The following is a 20,436-nucleotide window of genomic DNA, read 5'->3' as shown; positions in this document are numbered from 1 at the left end:
CCTGATGCGCGCATAGGAGACTCTGGCGAAATGGATGGCATGACCGATACCGCTCAGCAGCAGCTGCGGGCTCAGCCCCGCCTCACCCGCCAGGACGGCTCGCCCATCCGGGTGGTCGTCGTCGACGACGAGCAGAGCCTCGCCGACCTCGTCGCCATGGGTCTCAAGTACGAGGGCTGGGACGTGAAGACCGCCGCGAACGGCCAGCAGGCACTGCAGGCCGTGCGCGAGTTCCGCCCCGACGCCGTCGTGCTCGACATCATGCTCCCCGACATCGACGGCCTCACCGTCCTCCAGCGCCTCCGCTCCGCCGGCTTCGACGTGCCGGTGCTCTTCCTCACCGCGAAGGATTCCCTCGACGACCGTGTCGCCGGCCTCACCGCCGGCGGCGACGACTACGTCACCAAGCCGTTCGGCCTCGAGGAGGTCGTGGCCAGGCTGCGCGGCCTCATCCGCCGCACCGCCGCCGCCGCCGAGGAGTCGAGCGTGCTCTGGGTGGGCGATCTGATGATGGACGAGGACTCCTACGAGGTGCGCCGCGGCGGCCAGCAGGTCGACCTCACGGCCACCGAGTTCGAGCTGCTCCGCTACCTGATGCGGAACCCGCGTCGCGTGCTGTCGAAGGCGCAGATCCTCGACCGCGTCTGGTCGTACGACTTCGGCGGCCGCGCGAGCGTGGTCGAGCTCTACATCTCCTACCTGCGCAAGAAGATCGACACGCTCGGCCCCGCGATGATCCACACCGTGCGCGGCGTGGGCTACCAGCTGCGCGCGGCCGAGTGACCGCGAGGAGCACCACGGCGTGACTCAGGCTGCGGCGTCCGCAGCCCAGCTGGGCCGACGCATCCAGAACCCGTCGTCGTGGTCGCTGCGCCGACGGCTCCTGGTCGTCGTGGTGGCCCTGTTCGCGCTGCTCACCGCGGCCGTCGCGATCGCCAGCGTCATGACCATGCGCGTGGTGCTCGAGACCCGTGTCGACGAGCAGCTGCGCGAGCTCTCCGACCGCGCGGTGGTCGCCGCGCAGCGCGCGGTCGAGACCGGCAGGGACCAGCCGATCGAGCTGGGTGGCAACCCGGTCGGCGCGCTCATCGCCGTCGAGCGCGACGGCGAGCTGATCAACCCGTACATCGTCAATCGGCTCAGCCAGCGCTTCGCGCTCACCGTCGCTGACGAGTGGGTCGTGCTCGCCTCGACGACCGGCTCCATCCAGACCGAGTCGCTGCCGGGCTTCGGCTCGTACCGGGTGGTCGCGACCGAGGTGGGCGATCTGCGCGTCATCGTCGGCCTCTCGCTCGCCGACGCCAACCAGACGCTCGCCGCGCTCGGCTTCGTCATCGCCGTCTCCGCCATCGCCGCGGTCACGATCGTGCTGCTGCTGGGCGACATGATCATCCGCCGTGCGCTGCGGCCGCTCACCTCCGTCATCGCCACCACCGAGCGCATCTCGCAGCTGCCGCTCGCCTCCGGCAACGCGCAGCTCACCAACCGGGTGCGCATCGAGGAGCCGGCGAGCGAGGTCGAGCGCGTGCAGGAGTCGATGAACCGCATGCTCAACCACATCGAGGAGGCCTTCCAGGCGCGGTCCCTCAGCGAGCAGCGGGTGCGGCAGTTCGTGGCGGATGCGTCGCACGAGCTGCGCACGCCGCTCGCGGCCGTGCGCGGCTACGCAGAGATCACCCGCAAGCACGACACCCAGCTGAGCGACGACTCCCGCGCCTCGCTCGAGCGCATCGAGGCGGCCGCGCACCGCATGCAGGCGCTCGTCGACGACCTGCTGCTGCTCGCCAGGCTCGATGAGGGGCGCGAACTGCTGCGGGCAGAGGTCGACCTCTCGCTCATGGTGGTCGAGGCCGTCGCCGACGCGCAGGCGGCAGGACGCGATCACCCCATCTCGCTCGAGCTGCCGGAGGAGCCGGTGGTCGTTGCCGGCGACCAGTTGCGGCTGCAGCAGATCGTCGCGAACCTGCTGGCCAACGCGCGCGTGCACACGCCAGACGGCACCGCCATCGACGTGCACCTGCGCGCCGAGGGCGATGAGGCGGTGATCGACATCATCGACGCCGGCCCCGGCATCTCGCCGGAGCTGCAGCAGTCGGTCTTCGAGCGCTTCGCGCGCGGCGACTCGAGCCGCTCCCGCATGACGGGCTCCTCGGGCCTCGGGCTCGCGATCGTGCAGGCGCTCGTCGAGGCGCACCACGGCAGCATCGCGCTGTCGAGTGAGCCGGGCCGCACGGCCTTCACCGTGCGGCTGCCGCTCTGGCGGCCGGCGACCGGGGGTGAAACGCGGTGACCGACGCCCGGGACGGGCGTCGGCCCTGGGGTCGCGGCGACGACCCGAAAGGGTCGTCGCTCGGGAGCTCCACCGCGCGCTTGCGTCGCGCATCCGTCGTGCCGTAGTCTTTCCTCATACCAAAGACCGCTGGTCGTTGGCGCGTGCTCGAAAGGTGCGCGGCAGCCGAAGGCTTGCTCGTGAGAGCGAAGGCCCGCGCAGGTGCAGAAGTCCCGTCGAGGGCCGAGCTCCGTGCGCATGCGCCGGAGCTCATTTTCATGTGTGAGCCAGGGAAGCCAGCAACGATGCAAGGAGCACCATGGCGAACAAGGAAGCTGCGGTCGCCGAGCTCTCGGAACTCTTCGAGAGCTCGAACGCCGTTCTGCTGACCGAGTACCGCGGTCTCACCGTCGGCCAGCTGAAGACGCTGCGCCGTTCGATCAGTGAGCACGCGACGTACGCCGTGGTGAAGAACACGCTGACCAAGATCGCAGCCAACAACGCCGGTATCACGGCGTTCGACGAGTCGCTTGTCGGCCCGTCGGCGATCGCCTTCGTGCACGGCGACCCTGTCGCTGTCGCGAAGGAGCTGCGTGCCTTCGCCAAGGCGAACCCGGCGCTCGTGGTCAAGAACGGCTTCTTCGACGGGAACCCGCTCACGACCGACGACGTCAACAAGCTCGCCGACCTCGAGTCTCGGGAGGTGCTGCTGGCCAAGCTGGCAGGTGCCTTCAAGGCCTCGCTGTTCGGCGCTGCCTACATGTTCAACGCCCCGCTCGCCCAGGCCGTTCGCACGGTCGAGGCGCTTCGGGTCAAGCAGGAGTCCGCGGCCGAATAGGCCACGGTCAGTTCTAGAAACAAGGAGAAGACGATGGCAAAGCTGTCGACTGACGAGCTGCTCGAGCAGTTCAAGGAGCTCACGCTCATCGAGCTCAGCGAGTTCGTGAAGGCATTCGAGGAGACCTTCGAGGTCACCGCTGCGGCTCCGGTCGCTGCTGCTGCAGCTCCGGCTGCCGGTGGCGCTGCCGCTGCTGAGGAGGCTGAGGAGCAGACGGAGTTCGACGTCGTCCTCGAGGCCGCCGGCTCGGCGAAGATCCAGGTCATCAAGGTCGTGCGCGCGCTGACGTCGCTCGGCCTGGGCGAGGCCAAGGCCCTCGTCGACGGTGCTCCCGCCAACGTGCTCGAGGGCGCGAAGAAGGAAGACGCAGACAAGGCGAAGGCTGACCTCGAAGAGGCCGGCGCTACGGTGACCATCAAGTAGTCACCCGCTGCATCTCGAAGGGCCGCATCCATCTCGGGTGCGGCCCTTCGTCATGCGTGCGCGGCCGGTGGCACACTGGCTCGCATGAGCACGCGTGGCCTGCCCGAGCAGATCGGCGACCTGCCGAAGATCGGCCGCCCGGCCACCGGGGCGCTGCTCGCTGTCGGTGTCACGACGCTCGACGGTGTCGCGGCGATGGGTGAGGCCGAGCTGCTCGCACTGCACGGCGTCGGGCCGCGGGCGATCCGCATCCTGCGTGCGGCGCTCGAGCAGCAGGGCAGGAGCCTCGATGCCTGAGCCGGCAGGCTCCATGCCCGAGCTGCTGCAGGTCGCGCCCGGCATCGACCGCTGGGTGATGCCCGAGGCGACGATGAACGCCGTGGTGATCGCCGACGCCGGTGAGGCGCTCGTGGTCGACCCCGGCACTCTGCCCGCTCGCGCCGCCGAGCTGCGTGCCGCGATCGAAGCGCGCGGCGACCGCGTCGTCGCCGTCGTGATCACGCACGCCCACTGGGATCATTGCTTCGCGCTCGCAGTCCTCGACGACGTGCCCGCCTACGCGCATCCTGCCACCATCGCCGAGCTGCGCGAGCACGGCGAGACGCAGCGCGAGGCGGTGCTGGGGTTCAGCACGGGTGCCACGGCGGATGCGGTGCGTCACCTCGAGATCGTGCTGCCGGGCTCCGCGGTGCCCGAGCCGCGCACGCTCCGCATCGGCGCGCTCGAGGTGGAGCTCGAGCCGCTCGGCCCAGCGCACACCAGCGGTGACCTGGTGATCCACGCGCCGGCCGCAGGGGTCACCATCGCCGGCGACCTGGTCGAGACGGCCGACGACCCGCAGCTCGACGAGTCGACCGAGGTCAGCGGATGGCTGCGCGCGCTCGACCGGCTCGCCTCCCACGCGCAGCCGCTGCTCGTGCCGGGCCACGGTGAGCCCTGCGGTCACGAGCGGCTCGCCCACCACCGCGCGCTGCTCGAGGGCTTCGCGTCTGCCGGCACGTGATCGGGTCAGCACACCTGGGCAGCCTGCCGGCGAAGCGGTCAGTCGGCGCGCCGCGACCATGCGGTCGAGCCGCTGACGTGCGCGAGCACCCGGTCGCAGAACTGGGCCGCGGCACGCTCGAGGGACTCGTCGCACGCGTCGCAGCCGCACATCGGCGCGGCCTCCGGCACTTCACCGCCGAGGTCAGCGAGCACGCCGGGGAAGGCCGTCCAGGCGAAGCGGATGCCCGTGCCGCCGCCGACGGGCCGCACTCGCAGCGCACGCAGCTCCTTCGTGCCGCTCGAGGCCGTCGGCTCCGCTTCAGCGGCGCAGTCGTACTCGGCGAGCAGGTGTGCGACGAGCGCGTCGGCGACGTCGTGCAGCGGCGCATAGCGCTCGGTGTTCGACGTCACCGAGTACGCCTCATCCGGCGGTGAGCCCATGCCCCAGCGGTTGCCGTACGCGATCACCCGCCCGTCGGCGTCGAGCCACCGCCCGCTCGGCAGCGGCGGCATGACGAATGCGGCGGGCGGGGCCATGGCACCATCCTCGCACCCCGCCCGGCAGGGCAGGTCGGTGCGCGGCGCTACGGTTGCCCCATGAGCATGCGGATGGGCGGGGGCGGCGGCGGACGCGTCGCGATGCGCGACGAGAAGGCGCAGCGCCGTGCCAATGCCGACGCACCCCGCGTGCCAGACCTGGGCAAGCGCATCGTCAGCCTGTTCGCGCCGCACAAGCGGCAGATCACGCTCACGATCGTGCTCGTGCTGGTGGTCGCGACGATCGCGGTCTTCCCGCCGCTGCTGACCCAGCGCGTGTTCGACGAGGCGCTCTTCCCGCTCGACGGCAGCGGCGTCGACCTGCAGCTGCTGTGGACGCTCGTGGGCATCATGGTGGCGCTGTGGGTCTCGTCCAGCCTGCTGGGCATCTGGCAGACCTGGATCACCTCGCGCGTCGGCAACCGAGTCATGGGGCAGCTGCGCACGAGCCTGTTCGACCGGCTGCAGGGCATGGAGCTGGCCTTCTTCACCCGCACCAAGACGGGCGTCATCCAGTCGCGGCTGCAGAACGACGTCGGCGGCGTCGCGAGCGTGCTCTCGAACACCGTCTCGTCGGTGGTCGGCAACACGGTCACCGTCATCGCGAGCCTTGTGACGATGCTGATCCTGTCGTGGCAGCTGACCATCGCGGCCGTGCTGCTGACGCCGGTGCTGATCATCCTGCAGCGCCGCGTCGGGCAGGTGCGCGCGCGCATCGCGACGAAGACGCAGGAGTCGCTGAGTGAAATGACCGCGATCACGCAGGAGTCGCTGTCGGTCTCCGGCATCCTGCTGGCGAAGGCGTTCGGCCGGCAGGCCGACGAGTCGCGCCGCTACCGCGACGAGAACGACCGCCAGATCGATCTGCAGGTGCGCCTCATGATGAGCGGGCAGACCTTCTTCGCGCTCGTGTCGATCTTCATCTCGATCCTGCCCGCGGTGATCTACGTGATCGCCGGCTACTTGATCACCGGGCAGGCACCGGGGGCGGATGAGGGAGTGACGGCAGGCACGCTCGTCGCGTTCACGACGGTGCAGGCGCGGCTGCTGATGCCGCTGATGGGCCTGCTGCGGGTCTCGCTCGACCTGCAGACCTCCTCCGCGCTGTTCGCCCGCATCTTCGAGTACCTCGACCTGGTGCCGGCCATCGTGCCGCCGGCCGAGCCGAAGCCGTTGCCGCGCGAGCGCGCCGGCGAGGTGGAGTTCGACCGCGTCGAGTTCCACTACCCGGATGCCCGTGAGGGCGAGCGTGCAACGCTCGACGGCGTCTCGTTCCGGCTCGAGCCCGGCACCTTCGCCGCCTTCGTCGGCCCCTCGGGGGCCGGCAAGACCACGATCGGCTACCTGCTGCCGCGCCTGCACGAGGTGACCGGGGGAGCGGTTCGGCTGGGCGGCGTCGACGTGCGCGAGCTCGACCCGGCGGCGCTGACCGACCACATCGGCATCGTGAGCCAGGAGCCCTACCTGTTCCACGCATCCATCGCCGAGAACCTGCGCTACGCCAAGCCCGACGCGACCGACGCCGAGCTCGACGCGGCCACCAGGGCAGCGAGCATCTACGACACCATCCATCGGTTCCCGGACGGCTACGACACGATCGTCGGCGAGCGCGGCTACCGCCTCTCCGGCGGTGAGAAGCAGCGCATCGCGATCGCGCGCGTGCTGCTGAAGGACCCGGAGGTGCTGGTGCTCGACGAGGCCACCAGCGCCCTCGACACCGTCTCGGAGCGTGTCGTGCAGGCCGCGCTCGACGCGGCCGCGCGCGGCCGCACGACCCTCGCGATCGCGCACCGCCTCTCGACCATCCGCGACGCCGACGTGATCTTCGTCATCGACGCCGGCCGCATCGTCGAGCGCGGCACACACGCCGAGCTGCTGGCGCTCGGCGGCACCTACGCGACGCTGTTCGCCCAGCAGTCGGCGGACTGAGGCGCACACGCATCATCCGATGACCAGCACCTGCCCGGTTGCGTTCATTTCTTGACAGCAATGTGCTGCGGCGTCACGATAGGCGACATGGCGACGAACCGCAGGCCCGGCTCTCAGGGCGCCCTGCGCGCCGCGAACCAGGCGCGGGTGGTGCAGGCGCTGCGCGCGGCGCCCGCGACGCAGTCCGAGATCGCCGAGCGCACCGGGCTGGCGCACGCGACGGTGTCGAACATCGTTCGCGATCTGCGGGAGCGCGGTGCCGTCTCGACCCAGCCGACTGTGCACCAGGGTCGGCGCGCGAGCCTCGTGACGCTCGAGCGGGCCGAGGGGCCGACGGTCGTCGGCATCGACTTCGGCCGGCAGCACGTGCGCATCGCCGTGGCCGCCGACGACCCGGTGGTGCTGGTCGAGGACGAGGTGGTGCTGCCGGTCGGGCACAGAGCGGACGACAGCCTCGCCATCGCGGCGGAGCGCCTCGACGAGCTGCTGGAGGAGGCCGGGCTGCAGCGCGGAAGCGTGGCTGCGATCTGCGTCGGCGTGCCGTGCCCGATCGACCTGCGCACCGGCGCGATCCTCGGCCACTCGATCCTGCCGGAGTGGGACGGGGTGACGCAGGATCGCATCAGCGAAGCCTTCGGCATGCCCGTGGAGCTGGCGAACGACTCCGATCTCGGCGCGATCGCCGAGCGCGCCTTCGGCTCGTACGGCGAGGTCGACGATCTCATCTTCGTGAAGCTCGGCACGGGCATCGGCAGCGGGCTGGTGATCGGCGGCCGGCTGCACCGCGGCTCCTTCGGCATCGCGGGCGAGTTGGGCCACGTGCAGGTCGATCCTGCCGGGACGCTCTGCGTCTGCGGCAGCCGCGGGTGCCTCGAGACGCTCGCCTCCGTGCGAGTGATGGCGCAGTCGCTGTCCGCCGTGTTCGGCAGGCCCATCAGCTCCGCCGACATCGTGCGGCAGGCGCTGGCGGGCGACCCCGCCACCCGCCGCGTGGTCGCCGACGCCGGGGCCGCCATCGGGCGCGCCATCGCCAACGCCGCGAACCTGCTGGCGCCCGCAGTGGTGGTGGTGGGCGGCCCGCTCGCCGAGCTCGGCGACCTGCTGCTCGAACCGGTGCGCGACGGGTTCGAGCGCTTCGCGCTGCACGCGCTCACGACGTCGACCCGGATCGTCGGCACATCGCTCGGATCGCGGGCCGAGGTGCTCGGGGCCGTGACGCTCGCGCGGCAGAGCGCCAAGGCGGCCGCGTTCATCTGAAGATAACGATTTGGTTACTTGCGTTCAAGACTTGACGCAACGTTCCGTGCCGCGTAGGTTGATCCGCGTTCCTGCCGAGGCCGGCGGGCGCGCGAAAGGAGCCGAGGGTGGCTGAGCCGGTGATCCTGTCGATGCGGAGCATCACGAAGGAGTTCCCCGGCGTGCGCGCCCTCGACGCAGTCAGCCTCGAGGTTCGCAAGGGCACCATCCACGCGATCTGCGGCGAGAACGGCGCGGGCAAGTCGACGCTCATGAAGGTGCTCTCCGGCGTCTACCCGCACGGCACCTTCGACGGCGAGATCGTCTACCAGAACGAGCCGGTGGCCTTCGGCAGCATCAACGACTCCGAGCGCGCCGGCATCGTCATCATCCACCAGGAGCTCGCGCTCGTGCCCGAGCTGTCGATCGCCGAGAACATCTTCCTCGGCAACGAGCCCCGTCGCGGCATCGCGATCGACTGGGACACGGTGCGGATGCGCGCCACCGAGCTGCTCGCGCGCGTCGGCCTGGACGAGGACCCCGACACGCCCATCAAGCACATCGGCGTCGGCAAGCAGCAGCTGGTCGAGATCGCCAAGGCGCTCGAGAAGCACGTCAAGCTGCTCATCCTCGACGAGCCCACCGCGGCGCTCAACGAGGCTGACTCGCAGCACCTGCTCGACCTGATCGTCGGCCTGAAGGCCAAGGGCGTGACGTCGATCATGATCTCCCACAAGCTCAACGAGATCGAGCAGATCGCCGACGACATCACCATCATCCGCGACGGCAGGATGATCGAGACGCTCGACATCGCCGAGGGCGCCGTCGACGAGGATCGCATCATCCGCGGCATGGTCGGTCGCACGCTCGGTCAGCGCTTCCCAGAGCGCGCCCACACCACGGGCGAGGTCTTCTTCGAGGTGCGCGACTGGACGGTGCAGCATCCGCTCTCTGCCGAGCGCCTGGTCGCGAAGGGCTCGAGCTTCACCGTGCGGCGCGGCGAGATCGTCGGCTTCGCCGGCCTGATGGGCGCGGGCCGCACCGAGCTCGCCATGAGCGTCTTCGGCCGGCAGTACGGCACCTGGCTCGGCGGCACGATCCACAAGGACGGCGAGGAGATCAAGGTGCGCTCCGTGCCCGACGCGATCCGCCACGGCATCGCCTACGTGAGCGAGGACCGCAAGGCGCTTGGGCTGAACCTGCTCGACACCATCAAGCGCTCGATCGTCTCGGCGAAGCTGTCCAAGATCGCCCGCGCCGGCGTCGTCGACGGGCTGCAGGAGGCAGAGACGGCGGAAGAGTACCGCCGCTCGCTGCGCATCAAGTCGCCGAGCGTCGAGCACGGCGTCGACACGCTCTCGGGCGGCAACCAGCAGAAGGTGGTGCTAGCGAAGTGGATGTTCACCGACCCCGACCTGCTGATCCTCGACGAGCCCACCCGCGGCATCGACGTCGGCGCGAAGAGCGAGATCTACCAGATCGTGCGTGAGCTGGCAGATGCGGGCAAGGGCGTGATCCTGATCTCCTCCGAGCTGCCGGAGCTGCTGGGCCTGGCCGACCGCATCTACACGATCTTCGAGGGGCGCATCACAGGCGAGCTGCAGGCCGCCGATGCCGACCAGGAGATGCTCATGCGCCGCATGGCGCCGACGAAGGGTGACTGAGACATGACCGATCGCGTGGACGAGCGCCGCGGCTTCCTGGCCGAGTTCAGCATGCTCTTCGGCAAGAAGGGCTCGCTGAAGGAGTTCGGCATCCTCGGCGCCCTGATCGTGATCGTGCTCGCCTTCCAGTTCGCCACCGGCGGCACGACCCTCGCCCCGGGCAACGTCATCAACATCGTGCAGTCGCAGTCGTACATCCTGATCCTCGCGATCGGCATGGTGATGGTGATCATCGCTGGCCACATCGACCTCTCGGTCGGCTCGGTGGCGGCGTTCGCGAGCGTGGTCGTGGCCATCTCCATGAACGACTGGGGACTGCCATGGGGCGTGGCGATCCTGATCGGCCTCGGGCTCGGCCTGCTGATCGGCGCCTGGCAGGGATTCTGGGTCGCGTTCGTCGGAGTGCCGGCCTTCATCGTGACGCTCGCCGGCATGCTGCTCTTCCGCGGCCTCAACCAGGTCGTCGGGCAGTCGCGCGGCATCGGCGTCGACCGCGGCTTCGTCGACGCGCTCGCCGGCTACCTGCCGGAGGTCGGTCCCGACACCGGCTACAACAACCTCACGCTGCTGCTCGGCCTGCTCGCGATCGTCGCGCTGGTGGTCTTCGAGCTGCGCGGCCGTGCGCGTCGCAAGCGGATCGGCGCAGAGGTCCCCCCGCAGTGGGTGCTGATCACCCGGCTGGCGCTGCTCTCGGGCATCATCGTCGCGACGACCCTGCTCTTCGCGAGCGGCCGTCCCGGCACGAGCTTCCCGCTCTCGGGCATCCTGCTGGTCGCCTTCGTGCTCGGCTACGGCTTCCTGACCCAGCGCACCACGCTCGGCCGCCACATCTACGCCGTCGGCGGCAACCGCCGCGCAGCCCAGCTCTCGGGCGTGCGCTCGCGCTGGATCGACTTCTTCGTGATCGCCAACATGTCGGTGCTCGCATCGGTCGCGGGCATGATGTGGATCGCCCGCGCCCAGGCGGCCGGCCCCGCCGACGGCGTCACCTGGGAGCTCGACGCGATCGCCGCGGTCTTCATCGGCGGCGCGGCCGTGGCCGGCGGCATCGGCACCGTCACCGGCAGCATCATCGGAGGCCTCGTGATGGCCGTGCTCTCGAACGGCCTGTTCGCGCTCGGCACCGGCTCCGACTGGATCCAGGTGATCAAGGGCCTCGTGCTGCTGATCGCCGTCGCCATCGACGTGCTCAACAAGCGCCAGGGCCGCTTCTCGATCATCGCGCTACTGCAGCGCGGGCTCACCCGCGGCCGCGACCGCGACGCACCGACGGTCGCGTCCTGAGCCACCCGACCCAACCCATCCCACACCGAACACCACAGGAGTACTGATGAGGAAGACCACCATCGCGGCGCTGGCCGGCATCGCAGCCGTCAGCATCGCACTGACCGGCTGCGGCCGCGCCGACACCGGCACCGGCACCGAGGGCGAGAGCGGTGAGCCGCAGGCCGGCTTCGCCGCCGACGCCACGATCGGCGTCGCCCTGCCCGACCGCACCAGTGAGAACTGGGTGCTGGCCGGCGACCTGTTCACCAACGGCCTGACCGACGCCGGCTTCACCGGCAACGTGCAGTACGCGGGCTCGTCGAACTCGGTCGGCGACCAGCAGCAGCAGATCCAGAGCATGATCGCCGACGGCGCAGAGGTCATCATCATCGGCGCCGCAGACACCGGGCAGCTGGCGACGCAGCTCGAGGCCGCCGACGCCGCCGACATCACGGTGATCGCCTACGACCGCCTGATCCAGGACAGCGAGCTGGTCGACTACTACGTCGCGTTCGACAACTTCCACGTCGGCGAGCTGCAGGCGCAGTCGCTGCTCGAGGGCCTCGAGGCGCAGCACGGCGACCTCGACACCTGGAACATCGAGCTCTTCTCGGGCTCGGCCGACGACTCGAACTCGGCGGTCTTCTTCGACGGCGCGATGAGCGTGCTGCAGCCGATGATCGACGACGGCACCCTGAACGTCGTCTCCGGCCAGACCACGGTGCAGCAGACCTCGACCGAGGACTGGGCGGCGGAGAACGCGCAGAACCGCATGGACACGATCCTGCAGGCCTCGTACGGCGGTGAGGACCTGCACGGCGTGCTCTCGCCGAACGACAACCTCGCCCGCGCCATCCTCACCTCGGTGCAGAACGCCGGCCGCGACGTGCCGGTCGTGACGGGCCAGGACTCCGAGGTCGAGTCGGTGCAGTCGATCGTCGACGGCGTGCAGTACTCCACCATCTACAAGGACACGCGCGCGCTCGTCGCCGCGGCGATCGAGATGGCGCAGGCGCTGCAGGCGGGCGAGGAGCCCACCACCACCGGCACGCAGGACAACGGCGCGATGGAGGTTCCCTCGAACCTGCTCGAGCCGGTCATCGTGACGCAGGAGAACGCCGCAGAGGCGTACGCCGAGAACCCTGACCTGGCGCCGCTCACCGAGGGGTAGCCAGCGATCCATGACGGGCGGTCCCTTCGGGGGCCGCCCGTTGCTCGTTGCGCACGGGCGGGTGCGTCCAAGCCGCCAGCGGATGCGTCGTCCAAGTCGGCAGATGCGTCCCGGTCGTCAGGCGGATGCGTCCAGGTCGTCCGCGTCCGGGTCCGGCAGGTCGGCGGTCGCCTCGCGCCACTGCAGCTCGAGCTCGCCCATGTCGGCGGCGTAGTCGGCGTAGCGGCAGCCGAGCCCGTTGGGCTTGACGGCGATGCCCTCCTCCTCCCAGTGCGGGCGTGCGCGGTCGAGCAAGTCGCCGGGGAAGTCGCCCGAGGCATTCGTGATGCGCCACCAGGCCAGGTCGCCGGACCAGTGCCGCATGATCGAGCCCACCTGCCGCGGGCCGATGCCGCAGATGGCGGCGATCGCGCCGTACGAGGCGACGCGGCCCGCGGGCACCAGCTCGATGCAGCGCAGCACGCGCTCGATCACCAGCTCCCGGCGCGCATCCACCCGCCCATCCTGCACCAGTCCGCCGTGCGGGTGCAGCCCCGGCGGTACGCTCGACCGGTGGCAGCAGACGGCATGCGATACGCGGCATCGATCCTCGACACCATCGGCGACACCCCGCTCGTGCAGCTCACGAAGGTGACCGCCGGCATCGCGGCGACGGTGCTCGCGAAGGTCGAGTTCCTGAACCCCGGCGGCTCGGTGAAGGATCGCATCGCGCTGCGCATGATCGAAGAGGCGGAGGCGGAGGGTCTGCTGCGCCCGGGCGGCACCATCGTCGAGCCGACGAGCGGCAACACCGGCGTCGGCCTCGCGCTCGTCGCGCAGCAGAAGGGCTACCGCTGCGTGTTCGTCTGCCCCGACAAGGTCGCCGAGGACAAGCTGGCCACCCTGCGGGCGTATGGCGCCGAGGTGGTCGTGACGCCGACCGCGGTGGCGGCCGACAGCCCCGAGAGCTACTACGGCGTCGCCGACCGGCTCACCGAGGAGATCGAGCGCGCCTACCAGCCCAACCAGTTCTTCAACCCGGCGGCGCCCGCCGCGCACGAGGCGAGCACAGGCCCGGAGATCTGGCGCGACACCGCCGGCCGCGTCACGCACTTCGTCGCCGGCGCCGGCACCGGCGGCACCATCACCGGCACCGGCCGCTTCCTGCGCCGCGTCTCCGAGGAGCGCGCCGCAGAGGCAGGCGGCCGCGTGCGCATCATCGCCGCCGACCCCGAGGGCTCCATCTACTCCGGCGGCACCGGCCGCCCCTACCTCGTCGAAGGCGTCGGTGAGGACATCTGGCCGGGCAACTACGACCCGAGCGTCATCGACGAGGTGATCCCGGTGAACGACGCCGAGTCGTTCGCCATGACTCGCCGGCTCGCCCGCGAGGAGGGGCTGCTGGTCGGCGGCTCGAGCGGCATGGCCGTGGTCGCCGCGCTGCGCATCGCCAAGGATCTTCCCGCCGACGCGGTCGTGGTGGTGCTGCTGCCCGACTCCGGCCGCGGCTACCTGCAGAAGGTCTACTCGGATGCCTGGATGCGCTCCTACGGGTTCGCCGCGCCCGACGCGGAGACGACGGTGCGCGACGTGCTCACCGGCAAGCGCGGCGACGGCGCGATCCCGGCGCTCGTGCACGCGCACCCCGGCGACACCGTGCACGACGCGATCGAGATCATGCGCGAGTACGGCGTCAGCCAGCTGCCGGTGCTCACCGCCGAGCCGCCGGTGGTGATCGGCGAGGTCGCCGGCGCCGTCGACGAGCGCTCGCTGCTGGAGGCCGTCTTCGCCGAGCGGGCGCAGCTCACCGATCCGATCGCCGAGCACGTGGGGGAGCGGCTGCCGCAGATCGGCATCGCCGACTCGATCGAAACGCTCCGCGCCGCGCTCAAGGACTACGACGCGCTGCTCGTGCTCGAGGACGCCAAGCCGGTCGGCGTGATCACCCGCACCGACCTGCTCACCCACCTCTCGAAGGAGGCCTGACATGACCACCGAGCCGAACGCATCCGCCCCCGTGCCCGCCGAAGCGACCGTGTCCAACCGCCGCGGCTTCGCAACCCGCGCCATCCACGACGGGCAGAGCTTCGACCCGCGCACCGGCGCCGTCATCCCGCCCATCTTCATGACCAGCACGTTCGTGCAGGACGGCGTGGGCGGGTTCCGCGACGGCTACGAGTACTCGCGCGGCGGCAACCCCAGCCGCGACGCGCTGCAGCAGCAGCTCGCGAGCCTCGAGGGCGGCACACACGCGTTCACCTTCGGCTCAGGCCTGGCCGCAGAGGACGCCCTGCTGCGCGCCGTGCTCAAGCCCGGCGACCACGTGCTGATGGGCAACGACGTCTACGGCGGCACGCACCGGCTCGTCTCGCAGCTGCACCAGAAGTGGGGCGTCGAGATCTCGACCGCCGACGCCAGCGATCTCGACGCCGTGCGCGCGGCGGTGCGGTCGAACACCCGCATCCTGTGGGTCGAGACGCCCTCGAACCCGCTCATGAAGGTCGCCGACATCGCCGGCCTCGCCGAGCTCGGGCACGCGGCCGGCGCGGTCGTCGTGGCCGACAACACCTTCGCGACGCCCTACCTGCAGCAGCCGCTCGCGCTCGGCGCCGACGCGGTCATCCACTCGACCACGAAGTACATCGGCGGGCACTCCGACCTCGTCGGTGGTGCGGTGGTGACGGCGGATGCGTCCCTCGCCGAGAGCGTCGGGTTCCAGCAGTTCGCGGTGGGGGCCGTGAACAGCCCGTTCGACGCCTGGCTGACGAGCCGGTCGCTCAAGACCCTCGCGGTGCGGGTTGAGCGGCACTGCCAGAACGCGCAGGCGGTCGCCGAAGCGCTCGTCGGCCACCCGGCCGTCACCGCCGTGCACTACCCGGGACTGCCGGATCACCCGCAGCACGAGCTCGCGAAGCGGCAGATGCGCGGGTTCGGCGGCATGGTCTCGATCCAGCTCGCCGGCGGCGTGCCCGCGGTGCACGAGCTGGTGGCGCGCACGCGGCTGTTCCAGCTGGCAGAGTCGCTCGGCGGCATCGAATCGCTCGTCTGCTACCCGTCGGAGATGACGCACGCGTCGGTGAAGGGCACCGAGCTGGCCGTGCCGGAGGATCTGCTGCGGCTCTCGGTGGGGCTGGAAGAGGCCGCGGATCTGATCGCCGACCTGACGCAGGCGCTCGACTCGCTCAGCTGACGACTCATGCCCGCGCGCTCGCCGCGATGAGGTGCGAGCGCTGCTCGCCGAGGCCGGTTAGCCCCATCTCCATCACGTCGCCGTCCGCGAGATACGGAAAGCGGCCCGACAACGCGACACCCTGCGGCGTACCGGTGCAGATGAGATCGCCGGGCTCGAGCTGGACGTGCTGCGACAGCCCGTGAACGATCGCCGGCACATCGAAGATGAGGTCGGCCGTGGTCGAGTCCTGTCGCGGCTCGCCATTCACCGTCGACCAGATCCGCAAGTCGCCCGACTCAACCTCGCCCGCGGGAACGAGCAGGGGACCGACGGGGCAGAAGGTCGGCGCGGTCTTGCCTTTCGACCACTGGCCCAGCGAAGTAACAAGCTGATGGTGACGCTCCGAGACGTCGTTGCACACGACGTACCCAGCGATCGCGGCCTCTGCCTCGTCGCGGGAGGAGAGGCGGTTCGCGGCGCGCCCGATGACCACGCCGAGCTCGACCTCCCAGTCGAGTTGCTCGGCGCCCGGGGGGATGACGACGTCGTCGAACGGCCCTACGACGGTGTTGGGGTGCTTGAAGAAGACGATCAGCTCGCTTGGCGGCTCGGCGCCCGACTCCGCGGCATGGGCGGCGTAGTTCTGGCCGATGCAGATCACTGCGGTGGGCCGGGCGATCGGCGCGCCGACGCGTTCGCCCTCGATGCTCACCGCAGGCAGCTCACCAGCGGCGAGCGCCTGCGCGACGCGACCGATCCCGTCACTGGCGAGGAAGACTCCGTCGATGTCGCCGGTGAGGCTGTCCAGTGCGTAGGTCGCGCCGTCGTGCCTGACGACCGGGCGTTCTCGGCCGATCGCTCCGATGCGCATCAGTTCCATGGCCGTCACTCCTCCGAGGAGATGGCGAGGATCGCATCGATCTCGACAAGGAAGCCGTTCAAGTCCGCCTGGATCGACGTGCGCGCCGGGTAGGGCGTGGTCAGGAACTCCTTCGAGACCTCGTTGAATTCGGCCCAGTCACTGAGGTCGTTGAGGTAGACGCCGATGCGCACCGCATTGCGCATCGACGTGCCCGCCGCTGCGGCGACGGCCTCGAGATTCGCGAATGTCTGTCTGACCTGATCCGCGAACGTCTCTCCGACGATCTCCGACTCCGTGTTGAACGGCCCTTGACCCGCGAGGAACAGGAAGCCGCCGCTGACGATGCCTGCGGAGTATGGGCCTGCCGGAGCCGGGGCCGTGGTTGCTGAGATCTGCTGCATTGCAATTCCTTTTCTAGTGACGGCCCAGAACGGGCCAGATGTCGACGACTACGCCGTCCTCGACGGCGAAGACGTGCGAATGCATGTTGGTGAGCCCACATGCATGGTTGGGTCGCACCCGAATCAGGTCACCGACCTGCAGCGGCGACGAACCGCGGAGGAAGCCGTGCTCCTCATGCCCGACCGAGATCAGGCCCCCGCCGTCGGAGACCACGGTGCCGATCCGACCGTCGCCGTGCATGCCACCATCCGAGCTCATTGCTTTGATGCCAGCGTCGACGAGCACTGGCTCGCCGCGCTGCGTGCTGATGACACTGCTGAGAACGGTCATCGCGGTGTCACCAGGATCGACCGTGCCGATCGCGACCTGGTTCTCATCACCGTAGACATACGTGCCGGGGCGCGCCTCTGTCACTCCCGCAACACGAGGTGCCGATCGCGCTCCGGCGGTCGATCCGACTGAGACGCCCGGAATCTCGAGTCCGTCTGCCCGAAGCGTTTCAGCGACCTCCACCAACAGGCGTCCCGCTGCCGTGCCGGTGCTCATGCGGCGCTCGGGGTCGGCGCCGACGCCTTGGACATGCCCCTCGTGCGTGAAGACGCCCTCGAGCACCAGCCCGGGCATCCGCGCGAGACGCCGGGCGACCGTCAACGCGTCGTCGGCGTCGACGCCAGCACGCCCTAGCCCGGTATCGACTTCGAGGCGAACTTCGAACTCGATCCCCTCCGCGACAGCGGCTTCGGCGAGCGGCTCCGCTGCCGCGAGCGAGTCGAGCCCGATGAGCACCCGAGCGCGCTGCGCGGTGCGCAGAGCGGTCCGGATGCGGTGGGCACCGACGGGCGAATAAGCCCAGAAGATGTCGTCAAAGCCGGCGTCGACAAGAGCCTCGACCTCTGCTGCTGTCGCTGCCGTCAGCCCGACCGCCCCCGCCCCGAGCTGCAGGCGACCGACTTCGGCGCACTTGCTCGTCTTCCAGTGCGGGCGCAGGGCGACGTCAGAGTCGCGCGCAACACCCATCATCTGCTCGATGTTGCGGTGCAGCGTCGGCAGGTCGATCAACACGGAGGGGGTCGGCAGCTCATGGATCGAGCGGCCGATGCGGTCGGACATGACGGTCACGGTCATACGTCTTCCAATCAGGCGGATGGGCTCGGTCGCTACTTGATCGGGAACTCGCGCCGCACGTCGAACTGGGAGTACGTGACGTGACGTGTGAGCGGGTCAACCCCATCTGCGTGTTCGGTCAGCGGGAGCAGCGACCTTGTCTCGCTGCGGAACCGGACGTACGGCTCCGCGAGCGCGACACCCGCCGAGCGGCCGAACTCGCCGTTGCTCGCCTCAATGAGCTTCCGGGCGAACGGGCCGTCGTAGCCCTGGCTGGCGAAGCAGTCCATCGCCGCGATCTTCCGGCCGACGACCGACGTGATGTCGATCATGAGGTCGTTGCGCACCCCATAGGTCGAGAGCGCGTCGCTCGCGAGCACGGGGAGGCCGCCCAGGAACACCTGCTTGACGTTGACCTCTTCCTTGCCGTCCAGGTTCCTCAGGAACGAGGCCGCGCGGTCCATCGCCGCGATCAGGACCATCGTCGCGACGGTGTGGGTGGAGTTCGTCACAGCGGGGTTCTGCGGGTAGTCGGCGATGACGACGTCGGGTCGATGCTCTGCGATGAGCTCGGCGACCTGATCCACGACGTCCTCCTGGACGGTGCTCATGAGATCGTCGTGGTCGAGGAACTCGATCGTGCCGATGCCGATGATGTCGGCGGCGCGACGCAGCTCTTCCTTCTTGTTCTCGATGATCTCAGTCCTGCCGGCCGCGGTGAGCCTCGGATCGGCGTCTTCCTTGCGCGCCTCCTCTGCGTACACGTTCGGGTGGATGCGGCCACCGTGCGTGAGGATCACGGCCACGATCTCGTCACCGGCGTCGGCGTGCAGCGCGAGCGTGCCGCCGCAGTTGGTGATGGTGTCTGCGGGATGGGCGTAGACAGTCATGATGCGCATTGCGTGTTCTCCTGTTTGGGGATGGGTCGTACGGAATTAGGCAGTGGTGATCGTTGTGAGGTGGCGGGCCCGCTGACGCGCCGGGTCTGGCAGCGGCGCGGCGTCGACGAGGCGGCGCGCGTACTCGGTCTGCGGAGCATTGAGTACCGATCGCGCGTCGCCTTGCTCGACGATCTGCCCGCGCTGCAGCACGACCACGCTCTCTGACAGCAGTTCGACGACGGCGAGGTCGTGGCTGATGAACAGGCACGAGAAGCCGAGCCGCTGCTGCAGCTCCTGAAAGACGTCGAGCACCGCGGCCTGCACAGAGACGTCGAGCGCCGAGGTCGGCTCGTCGGCGATCAGCAGCTCGGGCTCGAGCGCCAGGGCGCGTGCGACACCGACGCGCTGGCGCTGGCCACCGGAGAGCTCATGCGGAAAACGCGTCACCCACGCGGCGGGCAACTCAACCTGCTCGAGCAGCTCGACGACACGTTCGCGGCGTGCGGTGCGCGACATTGATTGCCGGTGCGCCACAAGCGGCTCGCCGATGCATTCGCCGATCGTCATTCTCGGGTTGAGCGACGACGCCGGATCCTGGAACACCATGCCGTAGGTCTCGCTCGCCTTGCGCGCCGCGCTGCCGCGCAACTCCTTCAGCTCGACTCCTCCGACCCGGATGTGCCCAGACGTAATCGGCGCGAGCCCCACGATCGCCTTGCCGATCGTCGATTTTCCCGACCCCGACTCGCCGACCAGCCCGACAACCTTGCCCTTCGGCACAGAGAAGCTGACATCGTCGACCGCGTGGAATCCCTTCCTGCGCCACGTCCGGTTGTACTCCACGACGAGGTTCTCCACCTCGAGCACAGCAGGCTCTGCTGCCTCCGGCTGCGCGACCTCTGACACTTCGGCCGACGGCCGAGGCACCGCATCGAGCAGCTTCTGTGTGTACGGATGCTGGGGAGACGAGAAGAGCGCGTGCACTTCCGCGGTCTCCACGATCTTCCCCTCTTTCATCACGACGATGCGATCGGCCATGTCGGCGATGACGCCCATGTCGTGCGTGATGAGCAGAATCGACAGGTCGCGCCGATCACGGAGCTCCCGAAGCACGGCGAGGATCTCCGCCTGGATCGTGACATCGAGCGCTGTGGTGGGCTCGTCGGCGATGATGAGGTCGGGGTCGTTGATCAGCGCCATCGCGATCACCGCGCGCTGACGCATACCGCCGGACCACTGGTGCGGGTACTGCTTCGCCCGCTCGACGGCGTCGAGCACGCCGACCTGCGTCAGGGTCTCGACCATGCGCGCGTGTGCGTCTGCCCGCGAGGAACGAGGGTGGTGGATGCGGTATGCCTCCACGATCTGCGCCCCGATCGTGATGACAGGATCGAGGGTCGTCATGTGGTCTTGGAAGACCATCGCGATGCGGCGACCTCGGATGCTCCGCATCCGGCGAGCGCTGAGCGTGGCAAGATCGACGCCTTCGAAGTCGATGCCTCCGCTGACGATCTTTGCGGTGGGCGGCAAGATTCGGAGCACACTGAGCGCGGTCATGCTCTTGCCTGATCCAGATTCGCCGACGATGCCGACGATCTCACCCGGGTGCACTTCGAGAGCGACATCTTCGAGGATCCGCACCGTCCCGTTCGGGGTGGCAATGTCGAGCGTGAGGTCACGCACGGCGAGCAGTGGCTTCTTCGCAGTCTCGTTGTTCAT

The 20,436-nt window shown here is 69.5% G+C and carries 20 protein-coding genes; 13 read left to right on the top strand and 7 right to left on the bottom strand.

Annotated features, from left to right (window positions below):
• Window positions 1-39 precede the first annotated feature (39 nt).
• From BM288_RS04475 to BM288_RS04450, 6 genes are all read left to right on the top strand, one after another.
• The gene (locus BM288_RS04475) at window positions 40-783 is read left to right on the top strand and encodes a response regulator transcription factor (RefSeq protein WP_092917692.1); all 744 of its coding nucleotides are present in this window, start codon (window positions 40-42) and stop codon (window positions 781-783) included.
• A gap of 19 nt (window positions 784-802) precedes the next feature.
• Window positions 803-2,290 carry a sensor histidine kinase gene (locus tag BM288_RS04470; RefSeq protein WP_092916381.1) on the top strand — a complete coding sequence of 496 codons (1,488 nt, stop codon included), beginning with the start codon at window positions 803-805 and terminating at the stop codon, window positions 2,288-2,290.
• Between the two features lie 298 nt (window positions 2,291-2,588).
• Complete coding sequence (rplJ, locus tag BM288_RS04465) at window positions 2,589-3,107, top strand: 50S ribosomal protein L10 (RefSeq protein WP_092916379.1); 519 nt, start codon at window positions 2,589-2,591, stop codon at window positions 3,105-3,107.
• Window positions 3,108-3,140: 33 nt separating this feature from the next.
• Window positions 3,141-3,530: a 50S ribosomal protein L7/L12 gene (gene rplL, locus BM288_RS04460; protein WP_092916377.1), complete on the top strand. Its 390-nt coding sequence runs from the start codon at window positions 3,141-3,143 to the stop codon at window positions 3,528-3,530.
• A gap of 84 nt (window positions 3,531-3,614) precedes the next feature.
• Window positions 3,615-3,827 (top strand): helix-hairpin-helix domain-containing protein, encoded by a 213-nt coding sequence (locus BM288_RS04455; protein ID WP_092916375.1) that lies wholly within the window; start codon window positions 3,615-3,617, stop codon window positions 3,825-3,827.
• Window positions 3,820-4,533 (top strand): MBL fold metallo-hydrolase, encoded by a 714-nt coding sequence (locus BM288_RS04450; RefSeq protein ID WP_092916373.1) that lies wholly within the window; start codon window positions 3,820-3,822, stop codon window positions 4,531-4,533. The genes BM288_RS04455 and BM288_RS04450 overlap by 8 nt, the downstream gene beginning before the upstream one ends.
• A 38-nt stretch (window positions 4,534-4,571) precedes the next feature.
• On the opposite strand, the gene BM288_RS04445 is transcribed toward BM288_RS04450, so the two are convergent.
• A complete protein-coding gene (locus BM288_RS04445) occupies window positions 4,572-5,051 on the bottom strand; it encodes a DUF6226 family protein (protein WP_092916371.1) in 480 nt (159 codons plus the stop codon).
• A gap of 60 nt (window positions 5,052-5,111) precedes the next feature.
• Here BM288_RS04445 and BM288_RS04440 point away from each other — a divergent pair, with 60 nt between their 5' ends.
• From BM288_RS04440 to BM288_RS04420, 5 genes are all read left to right on the top strand, one after another.
• On the top strand, window positions 5,112-6,980 hold the full coding sequence (locus BM288_RS04440; protein ID WP_092916369.1) for an ABC transporter ATP-binding protein: 1,869 nt from the start codon (window positions 5,112-5,114) through the stop codon (window positions 6,978-6,980).
• Between the two features lie 87 nt (window positions 6,981-7,067).
• Window positions 7,068-8,237, top strand: coding sequence for an ROK family transcriptional regulator (locus BM288_RS04435; RefSeq protein ID WP_177220253.1), 1,170 nt, complete (start codon window positions 7,068-7,070; stop codon window positions 8,235-8,237).
• A gap of 131 nt (window positions 8,238-8,368) precedes the next feature.
• On the top strand, window positions 8,369-9,880 hold the full coding sequence (mmsA, locus tag BM288_RS04430; protein WP_177220307.1) for a multiple monosaccharide ABC transporter ATP-binding protein: 1,512 nt from the start codon (window positions 8,369-8,371) through the stop codon (window positions 9,878-9,880).
• A gap of 36 nt (window positions 9,881-9,916) precedes the next feature.
• The gene (gene mmsB, locus BM288_RS04425) at window positions 9,917-11,164 is read left to right on the top strand and encodes a multiple monosaccharide ABC transporter permease (protein WP_404799691.1); all 1,248 of its coding nucleotides are present in this window, start codon (window positions 9,917-9,919) and stop codon (window positions 11,162-11,164) included.
• A gap of 46 nt (window positions 11,165-11,210) precedes the next feature.
• A complete protein-coding gene (locus tag BM288_RS04420) occupies window positions 11,211-12,317 on the top strand; it encodes a substrate-binding domain-containing protein (protein ID WP_092916363.1) in 1,107 nt (368 codons plus the stop codon).
• Window positions 12,318-12,434: 117 nt separating this feature from the next.
• Here BM288_RS04420 and BM288_RS04415 read toward each other — a convergent pair whose 3' ends face one another.
• Window positions 12,435-12,812 (bottom strand): MGMT family protein, encoded by a 378-nt coding sequence (locus BM288_RS04415; protein WP_092916361.1) that lies wholly within the window; start codon window positions 12,810-12,812, stop codon window positions 12,435-12,437.
• 72 nt (window positions 12,813-12,884) lie between these two features.
• On the opposite strand from BM288_RS04415, the gene BM288_RS04410 reads away from it, so the two are divergent.
• Window positions 12,885-14,282, top strand: a complete 1,398-nt coding sequence (locus BM288_RS04410) for a cystathionine beta-synthase (RefSeq protein WP_092917688.1) — start codon at window positions 12,885-12,887, stop codon at window positions 14,280-14,282.
• A 1-nt stretch (window position 14,283) separates the two neighbouring features.
• On the top strand, window positions 14,284-15,486 hold the full coding sequence (locus BM288_RS04405; protein ID WP_092916359.1) for a cystathionine gamma-synthase: 1,203 nt from the start codon (window positions 14,284-14,286) through the stop codon (window positions 15,484-15,486).
• A 4-nt stretch (window positions 15,487-15,490) separates the two neighbouring features.
• On the opposite strand, the gene BM288_RS04400 is transcribed toward BM288_RS04405, so the two are convergent.
• Genes BM288_RS04400 through BM288_RS04380 form a run of 5 tightly spaced genes read right to left on the bottom strand, consistent with a single transcriptional unit; the run spans window position 15,491 to window position 20,436 of the window.
• A complete protein-coding gene (locus BM288_RS04400) occupies window positions 15,491-16,348 on the bottom strand; it encodes a fumarylacetoacetate hydrolase family protein (RefSeq protein ID WP_092916357.1) in 858 nt (285 codons plus the stop codon).
• Window positions 16,349-16,353: 5 nt separating this feature from the next.
• Complete coding sequence (locus tag BM288_RS04395) at window positions 16,354-16,731, bottom strand: RidA family protein (RefSeq protein ID WP_092916355.1); 378 nt, start codon at window positions 16,729-16,731, stop codon at window positions 16,354-16,356.
• A gap of 13 nt (window positions 16,732-16,744) precedes the next feature.
• Window positions 16,745-17,857, bottom strand: a complete 1,113-nt coding sequence (locus BM288_RS04390) for an alanine racemase (protein ID WP_092916353.1) — start codon at window positions 17,855-17,857, stop codon at window positions 16,745-16,747.
• 32 nt (window positions 17,858-17,889) lie between these two features.
• Complete coding sequence (locus BM288_RS04385; RefSeq protein ID WP_092916351.1) at window positions 17,890-18,735, bottom strand: PIG-L deacetylase family protein; 846 nt, start codon at window positions 18,733-18,735, stop codon at window positions 17,890-17,892.
• A gap of 36 nt (window positions 18,736-18,771) precedes the next feature.
• Window positions 18,772-20,436: a dipeptide ABC transporter ATP-binding protein gene (locus tag BM288_RS04380; RefSeq protein WP_092916349.1), complete on the bottom strand. Its 1,665-nt coding sequence runs from the start codon at window positions 20,434-20,436 to the stop codon at window positions 18,772-18,774.

Origin of the sequence: Agrococcus baldri (genome assembly GCA_900114805.1) — a bacterium.
Classification (GTDB): domain Bacteria; phylum Actinomycetota; class Actinomycetes; order Actinomycetales; family Microbacteriaceae; genus Agrococcus; species Agrococcus baldri.
Note: the sequence above shows the minus strand (reverse complement) of the source record. Positions and strands in the feature narration are given on the sequence as shown.